Origin of the sequence: Pantoea sp. E2023-21 (genome assembly GCF_051302795.1) — a bacterium.
Lineage (GTDB): Bacteria > Pseudomonadota > Gammaproteobacteria > Enterobacterales > Enterobacteriaceae > Pantoea > Pantoea ludwigii_A.
In genome coordinates this window covers 3,886,510-3,906,761 of sequence record NZ_CP195344.1, presented here as the reverse complement: position 1 = coordinate 3,906,761, position 20,252 = coordinate 3,886,510, and the positions used below count along the sequence as shown (strand labels likewise).

Genomic DNA, 20,252 nt, shown 5'->3' with positions numbered 1-20,252 from the left:
TTTTCCTGTATGCGTCAGCCCGCACCGTTACCTGTGGTAATGGTGGTGGTAATAATAATTGTGGTGTTCAGGCTGAGTTTACGCATTTAGATTTTTTTCTGTCTGTCTTTGTCTTGTCCGTCTGCCTTCCAGAAGTAAAGCAAAGCGCACGTTAAGTCAACGAATTTGTCTTAGCCGCGCCGCTCTGCCCGCAGCGCAGTGCTGCGCTTGCTGGCGCGATTCGTATCGGAATCGTTCAGCGGATGGCGCGGTTTCCCCGATCTGTCACTAGCAACTCAGGATTTATCCGAGCAATTATCTATAAGTTTTTTTCTACATCGTGTAACAAGCGATGCAGCATGGCACTGTCACGCTGTTCCAGCAGACCGATACGTTGATCGATCCAGTCAGCCATTTTCACGTCATCGCTGACCTCCAACCTGACCAGCAACTGATGAAAGCGTTGACGTAATGCTTGCAGCTGATGCTCATTCGCCACTTCCGCGGTCTCAGCCGCGATCTGATTGAGTGCCGAGAGTTGATAGCAATACACCATCACCGCCTGGCCAAGATTCAGCGACGGATAATCATTTGCCATTGGAATGCCGGTTAACAGATCGACCTGATCCAGCTCCTCATTGGTTAAGCCGCTGTCTTCACGGCCAAACACCAGCGCGATACGGCTCAGCCATTGGCGCTTCTCCTGCAGGATGTTTTCGACCTGCGTCGGCGTGGCGTAATAGCGGAACTTCGCACGGCTGCGAGCAGTGGTCGCCACTGAGAAGTCGACATCTTTCAGCGCCTCGCTCAGCGTGGCAAAGGTCTTGACGTTATCAAGGATCTCACCGGCCCCGTGCGCGACACGACGCGCGGCAGGATCTTGCCAGGCATCACTCGCGACAATGCGCAGCTCGCTGAATCCCATTGTTTTCATGGCACGGGCAGCCGCACCGATATTTTCCGGACGGGCGGGAGAGACAAGGATTAAGGGGAAATGCATGATTTTTCCATCGAACTGTTAACAACTCGCATTATGTTGGCATGCAGGCGAGAAAATACCAAATGCGCTAAACAGAGAAAATAAGATGTTAACGATGTTAAAAGAGGGATAAATCCAGCGAGCGTAGAAATTCGCGGGCATAAGCAAAATTATAAGGCCTATTTAATATAAAACCCTTTTTTTTCATATTATTAAAATATAATTTTTCGCGGGTTTCAGTTTTGATTGTATAAGGTATAAATGTAGCAAAAATGCTGCTTTTTGTGAGCTAAACTAGCAATCCTGGAGAAGTTTTTCATAAAAGTGTTAACGTGCTACACTTGCATTTGATATAAGTCAACGAAGCGTTGTTTTTATGCTTATCGGTTGTTGTTGGTGCTGTTAGGTTGCTGTTAATACGGTTAGGATGAGCGCCTGTCCGATATCCTCGGGGCGTGCAAATATCCATCCTGACTGGCTGAGCTAACACTGAAGTTGACGTAGATGGATGGTGTATTCCGAAGATTATTTCGTATACCGGTTACAGCAAAATAGCGTAACCGTCGTACGCCCTGTTTTCGATTTGTTGGCAAATTTTAGGTAGCGAAACATGCAGACCCCGCACATTCTTATCGTTGAAGACGAACTGGTCACGCGTAACACCCTCAAAAGTATTTTTGAGGCAGAAGGTTACGTGGTCTATGAAGCCACCGACGGCGCCGAGATGCATCAGGTTTTGACGGAAAATGACGTCAATCTGGTGATTATGGATATTAACCTGCCAGGTAAAAACGGTTTGCTGTTAGCACGCGAACTGCGTGAACAAGCAAACGTTGCGCTGATGTTCCTGACAGGTCGTGATAATGAAGTGGATAAAATTCTCGGTCTGGAAATTGGTGCCGATGATTACATCACCAAACCCTTCAACCCGCGTGAGTTGACGATTCGTGCCCGCAATTTGCTGTCGCGCACCATGAATCTGGCCATGCCGAGTGAAGAGCGCCGCCAGGTTGAAAGCTATCGCTTTAACGGCTGGGAGTTGGATATTAACAGCCGTTCACTGATCAGCCCGAACGGCGATCAGTACAAGCTGCCGCGCAGTGAATTCCGCGCCATGCTGCACTTCTGCGAGAATCCAGGCAAAATTCAAACGCGTGGCGATTTGCTGAAGAAGATGACCGGTCGCGAGCTGAAACCGCATGACCGCACCGTAGATGTCACCATCCGCCGCATCCGTAAGCATTTCGAATCCACGCCAGACACGCCAGAAATCATCGCCACTATTCACGGCGAAGGTTACCGCTTCTGCGGCGAACTGCAGGATTAAGAGTTGAGTTGAAAGAAAAAACGCCCGTCAGGGCGTTTTTTTATGCCTGTATTAATGCCACGGCATAATCGGCACGGCACTCAGCGCATTCTTCGGCGAGCCGTCGACCACCTTATCGGAGTAGCTTAAATACACCAGCGCATGACGTTTCTGGTCAAAGAAACGTACCACCTGCAACTTCTTAAACACCAGCGATGTACGTTTTTTGAATACCACTTCACCCTGCGCCTTGCCTTGTGCGATTTTCTCGCTAAGCTCTACCGGTCCCACCTGTTGACAGGAGATGGCCGAGTCGGACGTGTCTTCCGCTAAACCTAGTCCCCCTTTAATTCCGCCGGTTTTTGCCCGGCTGATATAACAGGTTACATTTTTTACATCGGGATCATCGAAGGCTTCGACCACGATTTTATGGTCGGGGCCAAATATCTTGAACACCGTGTCAACTGAGCCGATTTCTTCGGCCTGAACGCCAGCGCTGAACACATAAGTTGCCAGCGTGATTATAAGAATACGAGCTATTGTCATTGAGTTACCATTGCCAATCGAATAGATGAGACTGTAATGTACTGTCAATCGAACCGAGAACCAAACCTAAACGGGTTTTAACCCGCATTGATTTAGCACACTCGATTAGCAAACCGCCCCCACGCTTTTGTGCATTTCGTGCTATTATTCGACGACTTCATAGTTGCGCCACCAGAGAGTTATGAGGATGTTTTATGGACCAAGCCGGTATCATTCGCGATTTGCTTGTCTGGCTGGAGAGCCATCTGGATCAACCGCTTTCATTAGATAACGTTGCGCAGAAAGCAGGCTATTCCAAATGGCATCTGCAGCGGATGTTCAAGGAAGTAACCAGCCACGCCATTGGCGCGTATATTCGCGCGCGTAGGCTGTCGAAAGCCGCGGTGGCGCTACGCCTGACCAGTCGGCCAATCCTCGACATCGCTCTACAATATCGCTTCGATTCACAGCAAACGTTTACCCGTGCGTTCAAAAAGCAGTTCAATCAAACGCCCGCCTGGTATCGTCGCTCATCGGAGTGGAACTCGTTTGGCATTCGCCCGCCGATTCGTCTCGACGATAACAGCATCCCGGAAGCCCAATTTGTCACGCTGCCGGAAACGGTGCTGGTCGGTCAAACGCAGAGCTACTCTTGCACGCTGGAACAGATTTCCACCTACCGCGATGAGATGCGCATGCATTTCTGGAAGCAGTTCCTGCTGGAAACCGACACGGTGCCGCCGGTGCTGTATGGCCTGCACCAGGTACGTGCCAGCCATGAAAAGGATGATGAGCAAGAGATTCTCTACACCACTGCAGTACCCGCCGATCAGCTGGCAAAAAGCATGCAGTCGAATCAGAGCGTGGTGTTGGAAGCCGGGGATTACGTGCAGTTTACCTACAACGGTGCGCGTAGCGCCTTGGGTGAATTCATCCTGTTGCTGTACGGAACCTGCATGCCAACGCTCGGTTTAGTGCGTCGTCAGGGGCAAGACATCGAGCGCTTCTTCACGCACGGTGGCAAGAAGCGCAGCGAGCCGCCAACGGAAATCCGCTGCGAATACCTGATTCCGATTCGTCCGCAAAATAATTAGTCATATCAGTAGGGTCGCCATTCCTGGCGACCACACTTTCAGCGCTGCAACTCATCCAGCGCGGGCGCATCCAGATGCGAGACATCGCCCGCCGTCTCCACCACCCAACCGGCCGCCAGCCATGCGCTCTGCTGATGATCCACGCGAGAGATCGAGCAGTTGCGCAGACGCAAACGCCGTTCCGCATGCGCAGGCAAGCCGAGAATGGTGCTGACCAGCACGCCGAGCGCCATACCGTGGCTGACAATCAGCGGACGGCTACCAGCAGGCAATTCCAGCAGCGCATTCAGCGCTTCATGCATACGCGCCGCCATCTCCGCCATTGATTCGCCACCCGGGATACGCCCCGCCGTGGTGCCATCCACCAGCGTTTTGCGCCAGTTTTCCTCTTCTTCCGTTAAACCATCGAGTGGACGTTGTTCCAGGCAGCCCATGTTGAGCTCACGCAGACGCGCATCGAGCGTAACGGTGCAGCCACACGCGTCGGCAATAATTTCTGCCGTGTGACGTGTACGCCCTAAATCGCTGGCAATCACGTGGGTAATGCCCAGCGATTTCACACGCTCGCCCACTTGATGCGCCTGCTGCTCACCTTTTTCCGTTAACGGGCTGTCAGACTGCCCCTGAATGCGTCGAGCCGCATTCCATACCGTTTCACCGTGACGAACAAGATAGACCTGTAGCATGCTTAATTTCCGTTATACTGCGACAAATTTGCCTCGAGGGTTCAACCAATTATGTACCACGTTGTCGCAGCCACCATCAACCCGGCAAAAATTCGCGCGATTGCTCAGGCGTTCAACGACGTTTTCGGCGAAGGATCCTGCCACATTGAAGGGGTTGAGGTCGAGAGCGGCGTTGCAGCCCAGCCACTCAGTGATGCCGAAACGCGAACTGGCGCACGTCAACGCGTAACAAACGCCCGTCAGGAACGTCCGCAGGCCGATTATTGGGTGGCGATTGAAGCGGGCATTGAAGGCGATTGCGCCTTTGCATGGATGGTGATTGAAAACGCGCAGCAGCGCGGGGAATCGCGTTCGGCCAGCTTTACGCTGCCGCCGATTGTTGTGGATGGCTTAGCGGCCGGGCATGAATTGGGTGATGAGATGGCACGCTTAACCGGCGTGGAGAATATCAAACACAAAGGTGGCGCGATCGGTGCCTTTACGCACGGCCTGCTGAGCCGCTCCAGCGTCTATCATCAGGCGTTAATTTTGGCGCTATGTCCGTTCACGCATCCGCTGTACAGCCAGCGTTAATCGCGGCCGAGACGCGCTTCCAGCCAGCGTTTTAGCTCTGGCGGCGCCTCTTTCAGACTATTGGAGCCGCGCGTAATGGTGGCGATGCCGACGCCCAACTCATTCTTCAGTTCACGCTGACTCAAATCGCCGTTCATCAACTCTTCAATAATGCGCAAACGCGTACCAAAGGATTCACGTTCATCCGGCGTCATCATCAGGTGTAACAACGGCAGCGCCACGCCATCGGCAAAGGCGTTTTGCATCAGTTCGATAAAACGCAGCCAGTTATCTTCAACAGGCTGAGCCGATTCCGGCTGGGAAGAAAGGGGTGGGCTCATGAAGGGCTTCCGTACTCATTAACGAGTACGGAAGCATAGCACAGTCAATACTGGCGATTCCACTCACTGTCGGCGAGAATCTTGTCCGGTTTGCCCATGAAGTAACGGTAATAGGCATCGTAGGCCAGCACGTTTTTCACGTAGCCACGCGTTTCTGAGAACGGAATGGTCTCGATAAACGCCACAGCATCCAGATTGCCCCCACTGGTTTTCTGCCAGCTGCGCACGCGTCCTGGGCCCGCGTTATAAGCGGCCGAGGCGAAGATGCGGTTCTGCCCAAACTGCTGATAGACATACTCCAGATACTGCGTACCGATCTGAATATTGGTCTGCGGATCCAGTAGCTGGCTGCTGTTTACATAGCCGGGAATGTTATACATCTTCACGGTATGCGTGGCCGTGCCGGGCATCACCTGCATCAATCCGCTGGCGCCCACCGGTGAACGCGCTTTTGGGTTCCACGCGCTCTCCTGACGCGAAATCGCCATCGCGTAACTCGGTGGAATGCCTTTATCGCTGGTGTATTGCTGATAAAGATTTTGCCACGCCAGCGGGAAGCGCTCTTTCAGGCTATCCCACATTTTCGCGGTGATAGTGGCCTGCACGCTGAGATCCCACCAATCCTGCTCGTTGGCGTAACGCGCCAACATCTGCTGCTGCGCATGGGTTTTGCTGGCGATCAGATTGGCCCATTCGCTGCGCGCCAGGTTATCCAATCCCCAATACATCAGCTCGCGCACGCGCGCCATCTCGGCACCCTGCACCACGCTGTTGTCCGCTGCCGGTGCCTTATCGACCTGCAACGGATACTCGACGCCCAAACGCTGCGCCGCCACCATCGGATAGAAGCCGCGCGCCTGCATCAGCTTACGCAGAATATCGTTAGCCTCCTCTTTACGACCTTGCGAAATCAGCAAATCCGCCTGCCAGTATTGCCACTCATCTTTCTCTTTAGCTTCCACTGGCAAACGTGCGATCCAGGTATTCAGACCACGACGATCGTTCTGGCTCAGCGCCAGACGTACGCGACGCTCCACCAGCGCGGTAGATTCGCTGTTCATCACCACCGCATCACGCCAGCGCGCCTGCTCGCTGGTGAGATCCGCGCCCATCATGCGCCACACCACGGTCTCTTTCAGATCCTGCTCATCGGCCTGGCTCATCTTCTGCGCCTGCACCAGCTGCGGAATCATCATGCGCGCATTATCCATATCCTCACGCGCCACGCGGGCGAAAGCGTAGCTGGTCGCCATGCGGGTGAAATCGGTGGGGCCCATGCTGCTGGCAAAGGTGGTGACGGTTTGCGGATTCTGCTGCAGCGCAATCAGCGCGCTGGCGGTGGTTTGATAATCCGCCGGCAGCATTTTCGCAAGATAGTTTACCAGGCTGTCATTGCCGGCTTTCATCGCCAGACGGATGCGCTCCAGAATGGTGATCGGCGAAAGTTGCCCGCTGGCTTGCCATACCGAGAACAGCTTGTCGCAGTCATTAGGCAAGGCGGTGCCGCGCAGCCAAATCTCTTTCGCCCCGGCAAACGCCGCTTGCTGTTGGCCGGTCGCCCACTTGGCGTAGTACCAGTTACAGCGCGCCTGCACCGGTTTCGGCTCATCCGGGCTGAAGCTGAGCACGCCCTGCCAGTCCTGACGATTGGCCAGCACATTCACAAAGCGCGTTGAGAGCGAGCGCGCCGGTGGCAGCGTGGGATACTGTTGAATAAAGTTTTTCACCGCCAGCGGCGTCTCTTGATCGAGATCCTGCGCCAGCAGCCGGTATTGCAGATACGGATAGAGCGGATAATCCTGCAGCGTTGGCATCAGCTGCGTCACCTGGTCCATCTGTTTGTTATCCCAGGCCTGCTTGATTTGCGCATAGCGCTCTCGCTGCTGATCCAGTGAATCGGCCCATGCGCTGCTGGCCGTGCTGACCAGACAGATCCCTAGCATCCAGTAACGCCACTTCTCCATTACGCTCTCCTCTCAGTGCTGCGATCCAGCTCATGCCAGACTTCCTTCATGCTAACCAGGCCAACCGCCTCTTGCCATGTTCTTCACAAAATTTACGCTCGCGCACCGCCATTGCGCACGGTTTGCGCCGTCGCTGTGCAATTTATCATCAGAAAAACTTATTACACATCAATTAACTACGCGCTTTCATCGAGTTACAAAAATGGCACGCGCTTTGCTCTGTTGAATTCCATCTTGTATACCAGTTGGAATTCATTCATGGCATCGACCTTTGGCTTTACGCTCCAGGATTGGCAACGCAGTTACCAACAGGATCCACAGCACATTAGCGCGCTGCTGGCGGCACATCTCGAAGCAATCGACCCGCAGGATAACGCCTGGCTCTACCTCGCCACGCCCGCGCAGCTGCAGGCACAAATTGAACCGCTGCTGGCGAGCTACCAGCGTAATCCCGCCGCGCTGCCGCTATTCGGCGTACCGTTTGCAGTGAAAGACAATATTGATGTCGCCGGTTGGCCGACCAGCGCCGCCTGCCCGGCCTTCACCTACACCGCCGCCGCCGATGCCTTTGTCGTTGCACAGCTCAAAGCCGCGGGCGCCGTAGTGATTGGCAAAACCAACCTCGACCAATACGCCACCGGTTTAGTCGGCACCCGTTCGCCGTTTGGTGCGGTGAGCAACACCTTCAATCCAGATTACGTCAGCGGCGGCTCCAGCTCCGGTTCCGCATCGGTGCTGGCGCGCGGCCTGGTCGGCTTCTCGCTCGGCACCGACACCGCCGGTTCCGGCCGTGTACCGGCCGGTTTCAACAATATCGTCGGCCTCAAACCGACCAAAGGCTGGTTCTCCGCCAGCGGCGTGGTGCCGGCTTGCCGCCTGAACGACACCATCTCCGTGTTCGCATTAACGGTGGAAGATGCCTTTGCCGTGGCCTCGGCCGCAGGCGGTTATGATGCCGGCGATGCCTATTCGCGCAGCAATCCGCATACCGCGCCCGCCAGTTTCAAAGCGCAGCCCGATTTCGCCATTCCCGCTACGCCCGAATTCTTCGGCGACCAGCAGGCCGAAGCCGCATGGCTGGCCGCGCTGGCGCAGTTACAAGCGGGCGGCGCGACGCTGCATCCCATCGATTTCTCCGTGTTCCACCAGCTGGCCGAGCAGCTCTATTACGGCCCGTGGGTCGCCGAGCGCACCGTGGCGGTGGGCGAGATGATCAATCGCCCGGAAGAGATGGACCCAGTGGTGTTTGGCATTGTCAGCAGCGGCCTGAAATATACGGCGGTGGAAGCCTATCAGGCGGAATACCTGCGCGCCGAACTGACGCGCCAGATCCAGCAAACGCTGGCGCAGTTCGATGCGCTGGTGGTGCCGACTTCTCCCACCATCCACACGCTGGCAGAAATGCAGCAGGAGCCGGTGCACTACAACTCGCAGTTCGGCACCTACACCAACTTCACTAACCTTGCCGATCTCAGCGCGCTGGCGCTGCCAGCCTCATTCCGCGCCGATGGTTTACCGGCGGGCATCACGCTGATTGCGCCCGCCTGGCAGGATCGTGCGCTGGCCGGTTTCGGTATCCGCTGGCAGCAGCAGATGGCGCTGCCGCTCGGCGCCACTGGCAAAGCCCAGCCTGTTGAATCGGTAACGTTGCCGGTTTCTGCCGATCACGTGCGCGTGGCGGTGGTGGGCGCACATCTCACCGGCATGCCGCTTAACTTCCAGCTCACCACGCGTCAGGCGGTGCTGGTGGAAGAGACACAAACCGCCAGCAACTATCGCCTGTTTGCCCTGCTCGATGGCCCGATCAAAAAACCCGGCCTGCTGCGCGGCGAGAGCGGTGCGGCGATCACCGTTGAGCTGTGGGATATCCCGCTGGCGCGCTTTGGCGAGTTCGTGGCGGAAATCCCCGCCCCGCTCGGCATTGGCTCGTTAACACTGGCCGATGGACGCAGCGTTAAAGGCTTTATCTGTGAACCGGCGGTGCTGTCGCAGGCGCTGGAAATTACCGAATTTGGCGGCTGGCGCAACTGGCTGGCTTCTCAGGGGAGTAAATAAGCATGTTCAGCACCGTTCTGATTGCTAACCGCGGCGAAATTGCCTGCCGTGCCATCCGCACCTTAAAACGCCTCGGCGTGAAAAGCGTTGCCGTCTATTCCGATGCCGATCGCAATGCGCGCCACGTCAAAGAAGCCGATGTGGCCATCGCTCTCGGCGGCGACAAAGCCAGCGACAGCTATTTACGCATCGATAAAATACTCGCCGCCGCGCAGGAAACCGGTGCCGAAGCCATCTGGCCGGGCTACGGTTTTCTTTCAGAAAGCCTGCCGTTTGCCGATGCCTGTGAAAAAGCCGGTATCGCCTTTGTCGGCCCGACCGCGCAGCAGATTGGCGAGTTTGGCCTGAAACACCGCGCGCGTGAGTTAGCTGCCAGCGCGGGCGTGCCGATGACGCCGGGCACGCCGCTGTTGAATTCGCTGGATGACGCGCTGAGCGCCGCCGACACCATCGGTTATCCGGTGATGCTGAAAAGCACCGCGGGCGGCGGTGGCATCGGCCTGACGCGCTGTGCCGATGCCGATGCGCTGCGCAATGCGTGGGAGAGCGTGCGTCGTCTTGGCGAGCAGTTCTTTAGCGATGCGGGCGTGTTTTTAGAGCGCTGTATCGACCGCGCGCGCCACGTTGAAGTGCAGATTTTTGGCGACGGCAGCGGCAAAGTGATCGCCCTCGGCGAACGCGACTGCTCGCTGCAACGTCGCAACCAGAAAGTGGTGGAAGAAACCCCGGCACCGAATCTGCCGCAGGCGACGCGTGAAGCGCTGCTCTCTTCGGCGGTGCGCCTCGGCGAATTGGTGAATTATCGCAGCGCCGGTACGGTGGAATACATCTACGATGCCGAGCAGGATGCGTTCTACTTCCTCGAAGTGAACACCCGCCTTCAAGTGGAACATCCGGTCACCGAATGCGTCACCGGCCTCGATCTGGTGGAGTGCATGCTGAAAGTCGCCGCGGGCGATGCCATCGACTGGGCGCAACTGCAGCAAGCCCCACAGGGCGCGTCAATCGAAGTGCGCATTTACGCGGAAGATCCGCTGAAAAACTTCCAGCCCAGCCCCGGCGTGCTGACCCACGTTGGCTTCCCGGACGATGTGCGCGTTGATGGTTGGATCGACACCGGCACCGAAGTCTCGGCGTTTTACGATCCGATGGTCGCCAAACTGATCGTGCATGCTGAAACGCGCGAAGCGGCGCTGGCGAAGATGCAGCAGGCGCTCGACGCCACGCAACTGCACGGCATCGCCAGCAACCTCGACTATCTGCGCCAGATCGTCGCCACCGAGGCGTTCCGCAGCGGCAAGGTGTGGACGCGCTTCCTCGACAGCTTCACCCCCTCCGCCAGCGTGATTGAAGTGCTGCAACCCGGCACCTTCAGCAGCATTCAGGATTTCCCGGGCCGCCTCGGCTACTGGGATATCGGCGTGCCGCCGTCCGGCCCGATGGACGATTTCGCCTTCCGCCTGGCGAACCGCATTGTCGGCAACCACGATAGCGCTGCGGGCCTCGAATTTACCCTGCAAGGCCCGACGCTGCGCTTCCACAGCGAGGCGGTAATCGCCTTAACCGGTGCGGATTGCCCGGCCACTCTCGATGGCGACAGCATCGCCTACTGGCAACCTATCAGCGTCAAAGCGGGACAAACCCTGACATTAGGCCGCGCACAACACGGTTGCCGCACCTATTTAGCGGTGCGCAACGGCTTCGACGTGCCGGAATATCTCGGCAGCCGCTCCACTTTCTCGCTCGGCCAGTTTGGCGGCCACGCCGGACGCACCTTGCGCGTTGCCGATATGCTGCCGATCTCCCAGCCGCAGCTGGCGGCCTGCACCACGCCCGCGCCGGTCAGCGCACCGCAGCCGCTCGATCATGCACTGGTGCCACACTACGGCAGCGAATGGCGCATTGGCGTGCTATACGGACCGCACGGCGCACCGGATTTCTTTACTCAGGCGGCGATTGATGAGTTCTTTGCCAGCGACTGGCAGGTGCACTACAACTCCAACCGCCTCGGCGTGCGCCTGGTTGGCCCGAAACCGACGTGGACGCGCGCCAACGGCGGCGAAGCCGGCCTGCACCCCTCTAACGTGCATGACTGCGAATATGCCATCGGCGCGGTGAACTTCACCGGCGACTTCCCGGTGATTCTGACGCACGACGGCCCCAGCCTCGGCGGCTTCGTCTGTCCGGTGACCATCGCTAAAGCCGAGCTGTGGAAAGTGGGCCAGGTGAAACCAGGTGATAAAATTCGCTTCCACCCGATCAGCGCCGACGAAGCGGTGGCGCTGGAAAAAGCCCAGGCGCACAGCGTAGCCACCCTGCGCAGCGCGCACGCACCCGCCTTTGCGGTGCCCTCTTTAGCGGCCAGCGCTATCGGTTCCGCGACTCTGCTGGCGGCGTTACCGGCCACGGCCACCACGCCCGCGGCGGTCTATCGTCAGGCGGGCGACAAATATGTGCTGATTGAGTACGGCGACAACGTGCTGGATCTGGCGCTGCGTCTGCGCGTGCATCTGCTGATGAATGCGCTGCGTGAACGCGCGGTGCCGGGCGTGGAAGAGCTGTCGCCTGGCGTGCGCTCATTGCAGGTGCGCTACGACAGCCTGATCCTCAGCCAGAAACAGCTAATGCAGCTGCTGCTGGAGCTGGAAAGCGGATTGGGCGATGTCAGCCAGCTGAAAGTGCCGTCACGCATTGTCTGGCTACCGATGGCATTCGAAGACAGCGCCACGCTCGGCGCAGTCGAACGCTACAAAGAAACCGTGCGTGCCAGCGCGCCGTGGCTGCCGAACAACGTTGATTTTATTCAGCGTATTAATGGTTTAGCCAGCCGCGAAGCGGTGCGCGACACGATCTTTGACGCCAGCTACCTGATTCTCGGTCTCGGCGATGTCTATCTCGGCGCGCCGTGCGCGGTGCCGATCGATCCGCGCCATCGCCTGCTCAGTTCCAAATACAGCCCGGCGCGCACCTTCACCGCCGAAGGCACCGTCGGCATTGGCGGCATGTACATGTGCATCTACGGCATGGATTCCCCGGGCGGCTATCAGCTGGTGGGCCGCACCCTGCCGATCTGGAACAAGTTCCTCAAAAACCCGCAGTTCGCCGCCGACGAGCCGTGGCTGCTGCACTTCTTCGATCAGGTGCGCTTCTACCCGGTAACGGAAGATGAACTGACGCAGCTGCGCGATGACTTCCGCGAAGGCCGCGCTACGGTGCGCATCGAAGAAACGGTATTCGACTTCGCCGCTCATCACCAGTTCCTGGCGGAAAATGCCGCGTCGATCAGCGATTTCCGTCAGCGCCAGTCCACCGCCTTCGAACAGGAAGTGACGCTGTGGGCGCAGGAAGAGCAGAACGCGCCACTCACCAGTGAAGAGACGCTGGAGGTGGCGGAAGCCGACGACGATGCGCTGGCGGTGTGCGCCGATATGAACGGCAACATCTGGAAAGTGCTGGTACAGCCGGGCGACGTGGTGGAAGCCGGTCAAACGCTGATCATCGTGGAAGCGATGAAGATGGAACTGGCGATTGTCGCGCCACAGGCCGGCAAAGTGAAACGCATTGCCTGCCAGGCGGGACGTCCGGTGAGTCCGGGCGATGCCCTGCTGTGGCTGGAATAAGGAGTTGGTATGAACACGAGCCCGCGTAGCAAAGGCCGTCCTGAAGCGCTGGCCGAAAAGGTTTATCAGGCGCTGAAGCAGGACATTTTCGAGTTCCGCCTGATGCCGGGCGACCGCTTCAGCGAAAACGAAATTGCCGATCGGCTGGACGTCAGCCGCACACCGGTACGTCAGGCGCTGTTCTGGCTGGAGCGCGAGGGCTACGTCGAAGTGTGGTTCCGCAGCGGCTGGCAGGTGAAGCCGTTCGACTTCGAATATTTCGAAGAGCTGTACGACTTCCGCACCGTGCTGGAGTGCGAAGCGGTGCGCCGCCTGTGCGCGCTGCCCGCACCACAATGCATCGACATGCTTACCGCGCTGAAAAGCTTCTGGATTGATGCGCCGCCGCTGGCCGATGGCAAAGCGGTCTCCGCGCAGGATGAAGCCTTTCACATGGCGCTGGTGGCCGCTGCGGGCAATCAGGAGATGGCGCGCATTCACGCCGAATTGACCGAAAAGATTCGCATCATTCGTCGTCTCGATTTCACCCGTGACGACCGAATGGAGGCGACATACCGCGAACACGCCCAGATTTTACGGGCGATTTTCCAGCAACAGACCGAGGAGGCGCAGCGCATTTTAACCGACCACATCGCCGTCAGTAAGGCTGAGGTCAGAAAGATCACATTGCATATGTTACAGCAGGCTCGACTTCAACCCATTGAATAACAACATAAACACAGTTAGGGGTTTACTGATGAAAAGACGTTCGTTGCTCAAGGCTTTTGCGCTCTCTGCCTCTGTCGCCAGCATGGGCTTTGCCTTCGCGGCACAGGCTGCTGACACCATCAAGGTGGGCATTATGTCCTCGCTTTCCGGCACCATGGCGATCTCCGAAACGCCGCTGAAGGACGTGGCGCTGATGACCATCGATGAGATCAACGCCAAAGGCGGCGTGCTCGGCAAAAAACTGGAACCGGTGGTGGTGGATCCCGCGTCTAACTGGCCGCTGTTTGCCGAAAAAGCGCGTCAGCTGCTGACGCAGGATAAAGTGGCAGCGGTGTTCGGTTGCTGGACCTCGGTATCGCGCAAATCGGTGCTGCCGGTGTTTGAGGAGCTGAACGGCCTACTGTTCTATCCGGTGCAGTACGAAGGCGAAGAGATGTCGCCGAACGTGTTTTATACCGGTGCCGCGCCGAACCAACAGGCGATTCCGGCAGTGGAATACCTGATGAGTGAAGATGGCGGCAGCGCTAAACGCTTCTTCCTGCTGGGCACCGACTACGTCTATCCGCGTACCACCAACAAGATCCTGCGCGCCTTCCTGCACACTAAAGGCGTGCAGGATAAAGACATCGAAGAGGTCTATACGCCGTTTGGCTACAGCGATTACCAGACCATTGTCTCCAACATTAAGAAGTTCTCTGCCGGGGGTAAAACCGCGGTGATCTCCACCATCAACGGCGACTCCAACGTACCGTTCTACAAAGAGCTGGCGAACCAGGGCATTAAAGCCACCGATATTCCGGTCATCGCCTTCTCTGTCGGCGAGGAAGAGTTGCGCGGCATCGACACTAAACCGCTGGTCGGCCAGTTAGCGGCGTGGAACTACTTCGAGTCGGTGGATAACCCCACTAACGCGCAGTTTGTGAAGGATTACCGCGCCTATGCCAAGGCACACAATCTGCCGAACGCCAATACCGTGGTGACTAACGATCCGATGGAAGCCACCTACGTGGGCCTGCATATGTGGGCGCAGGCGGTTGAGAAAGCCGGCACCACCGATGTAGACAAAGTGCGCGCCGCAATGGCGGGCCAGACCTTCAAAGCGCCGGACGGTTTTACCCTGACCATGGATAAAACCAACCATCACCTGCACAAGCCAGTAATGATTGGTGAAGTGGAAGAGAACGGCCAGTTCAACGTGGTGTGGCAAACCGAGCAACCGGTGCGCGCCCAGCCGTGGAGCCCGTACATCGCGGGTAACGACAAGAAGCCCGATCATCCGGTGAAATCAACGCAGTAAGCGATAGCGGTCGCCATAAATGGCGCCCCCTACATTAACCGTGCAGTAGGGTCGCCATTAATGGCGACCTCAATCTCCATCAGGGCCAGAACCATGACAATTCGCCGTTATCTCTGCTGTCTGCTGTTACTGCTGCCCTGGCTCGCCCAGGCGGGCGCTGGCGCAGACTTCGCAGCCGCCAGCCGCACCCAACAAGCCACGCTGCTGCAACAGTGGGCCGCCGCACCGCAGGCCAGCCGCTTGCCGCTGCTCGCCGCGTTGCGCAATGAAACTGTGGTCATCGACCAAAAACAACAGCCGTTCAGCAAACAGGGCGAGACATTGCAGCCGCTCGACAGCGCGCAACAGCCCAGCGGCGCGACTAAAAAGCTGTTTATGAATAACCGGCTGCGCGTATTGATCGCCAGCGCCCTCGCCGCCCACCAGCTGGTGAGTGAGGATCCGGCGATCCGCTTACGCGCGGCGCAACAGCTGCAAAACGACGGCGTCGCCGACCTGCTGCCATTGATTGAGCAGCGCCTCGCCAGCGAGAAAGACACGCAGGTACACGCGGTGCTGCTGATGGCAGCAGCCAACCTGCAACTCGCCAGCCCGGATGCGGCGCTGCGCCTTAAAGCCGTCAAACTGCTCGGTGAATCCAGCGATCCCAATATGCAGGCCAGCCTCAACCGCTTAACCCAGGCGAGTAATGAACCCGATGCCAACGTACGTGACGCCGCCACCGCCAGCCTAAAACAGATTAAACAGCGCCTGATGTGGGGCGATCTGCTCGGCCAGGCGTTTACCGGTTTGTCGCTGGGATCGATTTTGCTGCTGGCGGCACTCGGTTTGGCGATCACCTACGGGCTGCTGGGCGTGATCAATATGGCGCACGGCGAAATGCTGATGCTCGGCGCTTACGCCACCTGGTTTGTACAAAGTCTGTTTCAACAGTTTGCGCCGCAGTGGCTGGCCTGGTATCCGCTGCTGGCGCTACCGGTAGCGTTTCTGGTCACCGCCTGCATGGGCATGTTGCTGGAGCGCACCATCATCCGCCATCTGTACGGTCGTCCACTGGAAACCCTGCTCGCGACATGGGGCATCAGCCTGATGCTGATTCAGCTGGTACGCATGCTATTTGGCGCGCAGAACCTGGAAGTGGCTAACCCAAGCTGGCTCTCCGGCGGGCTGCAGCTGCTGCCAAATCTGGTGCTGCCGTACAACCGCATTGCGGTGATTCTGTTCGTGTTTGCCGTGCTGGGGCTGACCTGGCTGCTGCTGAATAAAACCCGCCTCGGCCTCAGCGTACGCGCGGTCACGCAAAACCGTGCGATGGCTGACTGCTGCGGCGTACCTACCGGACGCATCGATATGCTGGCGTTTGGCCTTGGTTCGGGCATCGCCGGACTCGGCGGCGTGGCGTTATCACAGCTCGGCAACGTTGGGCCGGAACTCGGCCAGGGCTACATCATCGACTCCTTCCTCGTGGTGGTATTGGGCGGCGTCGGCCAACTGGCGGGCACCGTGGTGGCCGCATTTGGTCTCGGCATTCTCAACAAAGTGCTGGAACCGCAGATTGGCGCGGTGCTGGGTAAAATCCTCATCCTCGTGCTGATCGTGCTGTTTATCCAGAAACGTCCGCAGGGCCTGTTTGCCTTCAAAGGGAGGGTGATTGACTGATGAGCCAGCCAATGACGTTAACCATGGCGCGCAAAGCGCCGCGCCTGACCCTCAGCCTTGGCGTGGTGATCACCGTGCTGCTGCTGGCGCTGCCGTTCTGCGCCCTGCTGCCCGCCACGCATCCGCTGGCGATCTCCACCTACACGCTGACGCTGGTTGGCAAAATTCTCTGTTATGCCGTGGTCGCGGTGGCGCTCGATCTGGTGTGGGGTTACGCCGGTTTGCTGTCGCTCGGTCACGGTTTGTTCTTCGCGCTCGGCGGCTATGCCATGGGCATGTATCTGATGCGTCAGGCATCTGGCGACGGCTTGCCGGCGTTTATGTCCTTCCTTTCGTGGAGCGAACTGCCGTGGTTCTGGGCCGGCACGCAGCATTTTGCCTGGGCGCTGTGCCTGATCATGCTGGTGCCGGGTGTGCTGGCCTTGGTGTTTGGCTTCTTCGCCTTCCGCTCGAAAATCAAAGGCGTCTACTTCTCAATCATGACGCAGGCGCTGACCTACGCCGGTATGCTGCTGTTTTTCCGCAATGAAACCGGCTTCGGCGGCAACAACGGTTTTACCGGCTTCACCACGCTACTCGGCTTTAATGTCACCGCCACCGGCACGCGCATCGGGCTGTTTGTCGCGACGGTGCTGCTGCTGCTGGTAAGCCTCGGCATTGGCTTCGCGCTGGCACGCAGCAAGTTTGGCCGGGTGCTGACGGCAGTGCGCGATGCGGAAAATCGCCTGATGTTCGTCGGTTACGATCCCAAAGGCTTCAAGCTGTTTGTCTGGACGCTCTCGGCGGTGCTGTGCGGACTGGCGGGTGCGCTCTATGTACCGCAGGTCGGCATTATCAACCCGAGTGAAATGTCGCCGACCAACTCGATTGAAGCGGCGATTTGGGTGGCGCTGGGCGGACGCGGCACGCTGATTGGTCCGCTGCTCGGTGCCGCCATCGTCAACGGTGCCAAGAGCTGGTTTACCGTCGCCTTCCCGGAATACTGGCTGTTCTTCCTCGGCCTGATGTTTATCCTGGTCACGCTGTTCCTGCCGCGTGGCGTGATTGGCCTGCTGCGCCGGAGGCGTGATGACTGAACACCTGTTTACCCAACCTCATCCTTCAGATCGCCATCGCCAACAAAGCGATCCGGTATTGCAGCTGGAGAAGATCAACGTGTCGTTCGATGGCTTCCGCGCGCTAACCGATCTTTCACTGAAGATCGGCGTCGGAGAACTGCGCTGCGTGATCGGCCCCAACGGCGCGGGCAAAACCACGCTGATGGATGTGATCACCGGTAAAACCCGACCGGACAACGGTCAGGTGATCTACGACCAGGATACCGATCTCACTAAAATGTCGCCCGTGGAGATCGCGCGCGCCGGCATTGGCCGCAAATTCCAGAAACCTACGGTATTTGAAGCGCTCACGGTGTTTGAGAATCTGGAAATTGCGCTGAAAAATGACAAATCGGTGTGGGCCAGCCTGCGCGCACGGCTGAACGGCGAGCAGCAGGATCGCATTGATGAGGTACTGAAACTGTTGCGGCTGGGCGGCGAGCGTCAGCGCAAAGCCGGTTTGCTGTCGCACGGTCAGAAGCAGTTTCTGGAAATCGGTATGCTGCTGGTGCAGGACCCGCATCTGCTGCTGCTGGATGAACCGGCGGCGGGCATGACCGATGCCGAAACCGAATACACCGCCGAGCTGTTTCGCAGTCTCGCCGGGAAGCATTCACTGATGGTGGTTGAGCACGACATGGGCTTTGTCGAAACCATTGCCGATCACGTGACCGTGCTGCATCAGGGCCAGGTGCTGGCCGAGGGATCGTTACGCGAAGTGCAAGCGGACGATCGGGTTATCGACGTTTATCTGGGGCGCTAACATGCTGCAAGTGGCGGAACTGAATCAATATTACGGCGGCAGCCACATTTTGCGCGGCCTGTCGTTTGAGGCCAAAGCGGGTGAAATCACCTGCCTGCTGGGACGCAACGGCGTGGGCAAAACCACGCTGCTGAAATGCCTGATGGGGCTGATTCCGGCTAAGTCCGGCGAAATTCGCTGGCAGGATAAAGTGATTAACAGCCGCAAACCGCACCAGCGCGTGCAGGCGGGCATCGCTTATGTGCCGCAGGGGCGCGAAATCTTCCCGCGTTTGACGGTAGAAGAGAATCTGCTGATGGGGCTGGCGCGTTTTTCTGGCACCCAGGCCAAAGCGGTGCCGGAGGAGATCTACCAGCTGTTCCCGGTGCTGCGTGAGATGAAAGCGCGACGCGGCGGCGATCTGTCAGGCGGCCAGCAGCAGCAGCTGGCGATTGGCCGCGCCCTCGCCTGCAAACCAACGTTGTTGATCCTCGATGAACCCACCGAAGGGATCCAGCCCTCGGTGATCAAGGAGATCGGCGCGGTGATCCGCCAGCTGGCGCAGCGCGGCGATATGGCGATCTTGCTGGTGGAGCAGTTTTATGATTTCGCCGCCGAACTGGCCGACAGCTATCTGGTGATGTCACGCGGCGAGATCGTGCAGCGCGGTGCCGGATCCAGCATGGAAGCCGACGGCGTGCGGGGATTGGTGGCGATTTGATTGCGTTGATGAATACAAATGGGCGGCCTAACGGCCGCTTCTAAACATTGCAGTGCTTTATTAAATTTAGCGATTTGAAGGGGTGGGGATCAAACGCGTTTAAATCAGTACAACATTTTAATTACTGTTCAAATTCAAAATCCGCCTTGCCCACTTTATTGCTTACTGCAACGATTTTCCCACTCCATCCGAAAGTGACATTACCATCAGATGCGATATTAATTGAATGGATAGATCCAACGCCTTCAATGAGAGGTTCAAGTGTTTTAAGTTTCTTTAGAATCTGCTGATCATCACCTGTAATCTCACTTGTTAAATAGTAGCGATAAACAACAGGAACGGTGGCTCCCCCAGCATTATATTCTGTCATATAAAGCCATAAAGATTGATTGATTTTTTGACTTCGTTTCAACACATCATTACTGTGTGGATTTTCATTTCCTATGACTAAAAAAATAATAATAACGAGCAAAAGAAGAGTCAGTATAAAGTGAAACCTTTTAATAACCGTGCTGTTTAGCATACTCGATTCCTTCGCGTATATTGCGTTGGTCTGTTGGGTCATCGCCATAGGGAGGAAAATGATACCACTTTCCCCAGCGCGGTTTAGATGTGCCAGGTCCTAGCGGAACAAATGCCATACACCCTTCCTGGGTGCGTCATAAAATTAGATATCCATAATGCATAGCCGGTTATTACATTATTTGATCTATATCATTCGCGTATTAAAATCAGGAAAGAAGAGATGGCTTGAACGATGAAATAAAATAGTTAATTAAGACGTTTAAAATGCCAACATCAGTAATACTATTTTTCCTAAAATGACGACCAAAAGACTAATACCGATCAGTTAAGGACTGGAAAAAACATCGCACATACCGTAGCGGCGCAATTTATTGCGCAATATACAGGTCAAATGCGCGCAAT

Annotated in this window: 18 protein-coding genes and 1 other annotated feature (1 of these 19 running past the window's edge); of the genes, 11 read left to right on the top strand and 7 right to left on the bottom strand. The window is 57.1% G+C overall.

What is annotated here, in order from left to right; all coding sequences use genetic code 11:
- Positions 1-79: a sequence feature (Thr leader region), on the bottom strand (it extends 43 nt beyond the left edge of the window).
- Entirely contained in the window at positions 15-86 is a 72-nt protein-coding gene (gene thrL / locus ACRQ84_RS18235; protein ID WP_071531027.1) for a thr operon leader peptide, read from the bottom strand. It overlaps the preceding feature by 65 nt.
- Before the next feature lie 212 nt (positions 87-298).
- Positions 299-979 carry a tRNA/rRNA methyltransferase gene (locus ACRQ84_RS18230; protein WP_483816775.1) on the bottom strand — a complete coding sequence of 227 codons (681 nt, stop codon included), beginning with the start codon at positions 977-979 and terminating at the stop codon, positions 299-301.
- 589 nt (positions 980-1,568) lie between these two features.
- Between ACRQ84_RS18230 and arcA the strand changes: the two genes are divergently transcribed.
- Positions 1,569-2,285, top strand: coding sequence for a two-component system response regulator ArcA (arcA, locus tag ACRQ84_RS18225; RefSeq protein WP_007884933.1), 717 nt, complete (start codon positions 1,569-1,571; stop codon positions 2,283-2,285).
- Positions 2,286-2,336: 51 nt separating this feature from the next.
- On the opposite strand, the gene creA is transcribed toward arcA, so the two are convergent.
- The gene (gene creA, locus ACRQ84_RS18220; protein WP_064737631.1) at positions 2,337-2,810 is read right to left on the bottom strand and encodes a protein CreA; all 474 of its coding nucleotides are present in this window, start codon (positions 2,808-2,810) and stop codon (positions 2,337-2,339) included.
- Positions 2,811-3,004: 194 nt separating this feature from the next.
- Between creA and robA the strand changes: the two genes are divergently transcribed.
- Positions 3,005-3,883, top strand: coding sequence for an MDR efflux pump AcrAB transcriptional activator RobA (robA, locus tag ACRQ84_RS18215; RefSeq protein WP_483816774.1), 879 nt, complete (start codon positions 3,005-3,007; stop codon positions 3,881-3,883).
- Between the two features lie 38 nt (positions 3,884-3,921).
- Here the strand turns inward: robA and gpmB are convergent, their stop codons facing one another.
- Positions 3,922-4,569, bottom strand: a complete 648-nt coding sequence (gene gpmB / locus ACRQ84_RS18210) for a 2,3-diphosphoglycerate-dependent phosphoglycerate mutase GpmB (protein ID WP_064737633.1) — start codon at positions 4,567-4,569, stop codon at positions 3,922-3,924.
- 51 nt (positions 4,570-4,620) lie between these two features.
- Between gpmB and yjjX the strand changes: the two genes are divergently transcribed.
- Positions 4,621-5,142 (top strand): inosine/xanthosine triphosphatase, encoded by a 522-nt coding sequence (yjjX, locus tag ACRQ84_RS18205; RefSeq protein WP_483816773.1) that lies wholly within the window; start codon positions 4,621-4,623, stop codon positions 5,140-5,142.
- Here yjjX and trpR read toward each other — a convergent pair.
- Both trpR and sltY read right to left on the bottom strand, forming a co-directional pair.
- Complete coding sequence (gene trpR, locus ACRQ84_RS18200) at positions 5,139-5,462, bottom strand: trp operon repressor (protein WP_064737635.1); 324 nt, start codon at positions 5,460-5,462, stop codon at positions 5,139-5,141. The genes yjjX and trpR overlap by 4 nt on opposite strands.
- A 44-nt stretch (positions 5,463-5,506) precedes the next feature.
- On the bottom strand, positions 5,507-7,426 hold the full coding sequence (gene sltY, locus ACRQ84_RS18195; RefSeq protein WP_483816772.1) for a murein transglycosylase: 1,920 nt from the start codon (positions 7,424-7,426) through the stop codon (positions 5,507-5,509).
- A gap of 258 nt (positions 7,427-7,684) precedes the next feature.
- Between sltY and atzF the strand changes: the two genes are divergently transcribed.
- From atzF to urtE, 8 genes are all read left to right on the top strand, one after another.
- Entirely contained in the window at positions 7,685-9,481 is a 1,797-nt protein-coding gene (gene atzF, locus ACRQ84_RS18190; protein WP_483816771.1) for an allophanate hydrolase, read from the top strand.
- 2 nt (positions 9,482-9,483) lie between these two features.
- On the top strand, positions 9,484-13,101 hold the full coding sequence (gene uca, locus ACRQ84_RS18185) for an urea carboxylase (RefSeq protein ID WP_483816770.1): 3,618 nt from the start codon (positions 9,484-9,486) through the stop codon (positions 13,099-13,101).
- Between the two features lie 9 nt (positions 13,102-13,110).
- Complete coding sequence (locus tag ACRQ84_RS18180) at positions 13,111-13,809, top strand: GntR family transcriptional regulator (RefSeq protein WP_483816769.1); 699 nt, start codon at positions 13,111-13,113, stop codon at positions 13,807-13,809.
- Positions 13,810-13,837: 28 nt separating this feature from the next.
- On the top strand, positions 13,838-15,106 hold the full coding sequence (gene urtA / locus ACRQ84_RS18175; RefSeq protein ID WP_277976763.1) for an urea ABC transporter substrate-binding protein: 1,269 nt from the start codon (positions 13,838-13,840) through the stop codon (positions 15,104-15,106).
- 93 nt (positions 15,107-15,199) lie between these two features.
- Positions 15,200-16,765 carry an urea ABC transporter permease subunit UrtB gene (gene urtB / locus ACRQ84_RS18170; RefSeq protein WP_483816768.1) on the top strand — a complete coding sequence of 522 codons (1,566 nt, stop codon included), beginning with the start codon at positions 15,200-15,202 and terminating at the stop codon, positions 16,763-16,765.
- Positions 16,765-17,841: an urea ABC transporter permease subunit UrtC gene (gene urtC, locus ACRQ84_RS18165; protein ID WP_064737642.1), complete on the top strand. Its 1,077-nt coding sequence runs from the start codon at positions 16,765-16,767 to the stop codon at positions 17,839-17,841. The genes urtB and urtC overlap by 1 nt, the downstream gene beginning before the upstream one ends.
- Entirely contained in the window at positions 17,834-18,625 is a 792-nt protein-coding gene (gene urtD, locus ACRQ84_RS18160; RefSeq protein WP_064737643.1) for an urea ABC transporter ATP-binding protein UrtD, read from the top strand. Before urtC ends, urtD begins: the two co-directional genes overlap by 8 nt.
- Before the next feature lies 1 nt (position 18,626).
- On the top strand, positions 18,627-19,325 hold the full coding sequence (gene urtE / locus ACRQ84_RS18155; protein WP_064737644.1) for an urea ABC transporter ATP-binding subunit UrtE: 699 nt from the start codon (positions 18,627-18,629) through the stop codon (positions 19,323-19,325).
- Between the two features lie 121 nt (positions 19,326-19,446).
- On the opposite strand, the gene ACRQ84_RS18150 is transcribed toward urtE, so the two are convergent.
- Positions 19,447-19,848, bottom strand: coding sequence for a hypothetical protein (locus ACRQ84_RS18150; RefSeq protein WP_064737645.1), 402 nt, complete (start codon positions 19,846-19,848; stop codon positions 19,447-19,449).
- Between the last annotated feature and the right edge of the window lie 404 nt (positions 19,849-20,252).

Coding starts and splice junctions, on each gene's coding strand:
- ACRQ84_RS18230 (WP_483816775.1), bottom strand. CDS start 979: ATGCATTTCCCCTTAATCCTTGTCTCTCCCGCCCGTCCGGAAAATATC.
- arcA (WP_007884933.1), top strand. CDS start 1,569: ATGCAGACCCCGCACATTCTTATCGTTGAAGACGAACTGGTCACGCGT.
- creA (WP_064737631.1), bottom strand. CDS start 2,810: ATGACAATAGCTCGTATTCTTATAATCACGCTGGCAACTTATGTGTTC.
- robA (WP_483816774.1), top strand. CDS start 3,005: ATGGACCAAGCCGGTATCATTCGCGATTTGCTTGTCTGGCTGGAGAGC.
- gpmB (WP_064737633.1), bottom strand. CDS start 4,569: ATGCTACAGGTCTATCTTGTTCGTCACGGTGAAACGGTATGGAATGCG.
- yjjX (WP_483816773.1), top strand. CDS start 4,621: ATGTACCACGTTGTCGCAGCCACCATCAACCCGGCAAAAATTCGCGCG.
- trpR (WP_064737635.1), bottom strand. CDS start 5,462: ATGAGCCCACCCCTTTCTTCCCAGCCGGAATCGGCTCAGCCTGTTGAA.
- sltY (WP_483816772.1), bottom strand. CDS start 7,426: ATGGAGAAGTGGCGTTACTGGATGCTAGGGATCTGTCTGGTCAGCACG.
- atzF (WP_483816771.1), top strand. CDS start 7,685: ATGGCATCGACCTTTGGCTTTACGCTCCAGGATTGGCAACGCAGTTAC.
- uca (WP_483816770.1), top strand. CDS start 9,484: ATGTTCAGCACCGTTCTGATTGCTAACCGCGGCGAAATTGCCTGCCGT.
- ACRQ84_RS18180 (WP_483816769.1), top strand. CDS start 13,111: ATGAACACGAGCCCGCGTAGCAAAGGCCGTCCTGAAGCGCTGGCCGAA.
- urtA (WP_277976763.1), top strand. CDS start 13,838: ATGAAAAGACGTTCGTTGCTCAAGGCTTTTGCGCTCTCTGCCTCTGTC.
- urtB (WP_483816768.1), top strand. CDS start 15,200: ATGACAATTCGCCGTTATCTCTGCTGTCTGCTGTTACTGCTGCCCTGG.
- urtC (WP_064737642.1), top strand. CDS start 16,765: ATGAGCCAGCCAATGACGTTAACCATGGCGCGCAAAGCGCCGCGCCTG.
- urtD (WP_064737643.1), top strand. CDS start 17,834: ATGACTGAACACCTGTTTACCCAACCTCATCCTTCAGATCGCCATCGC.
- urtE (WP_064737644.1), top strand. CDS start 18,627: ATGCTGCAAGTGGCGGAACTGAATCAATATTACGGCGGCAGCCACATT.
- ACRQ84_RS18150 (WP_064737645.1), bottom strand. CDS start 19,848: ATGCTAAACAGCACGGTTATTAAAAGGTTTCACTTTATACTGACTCTT.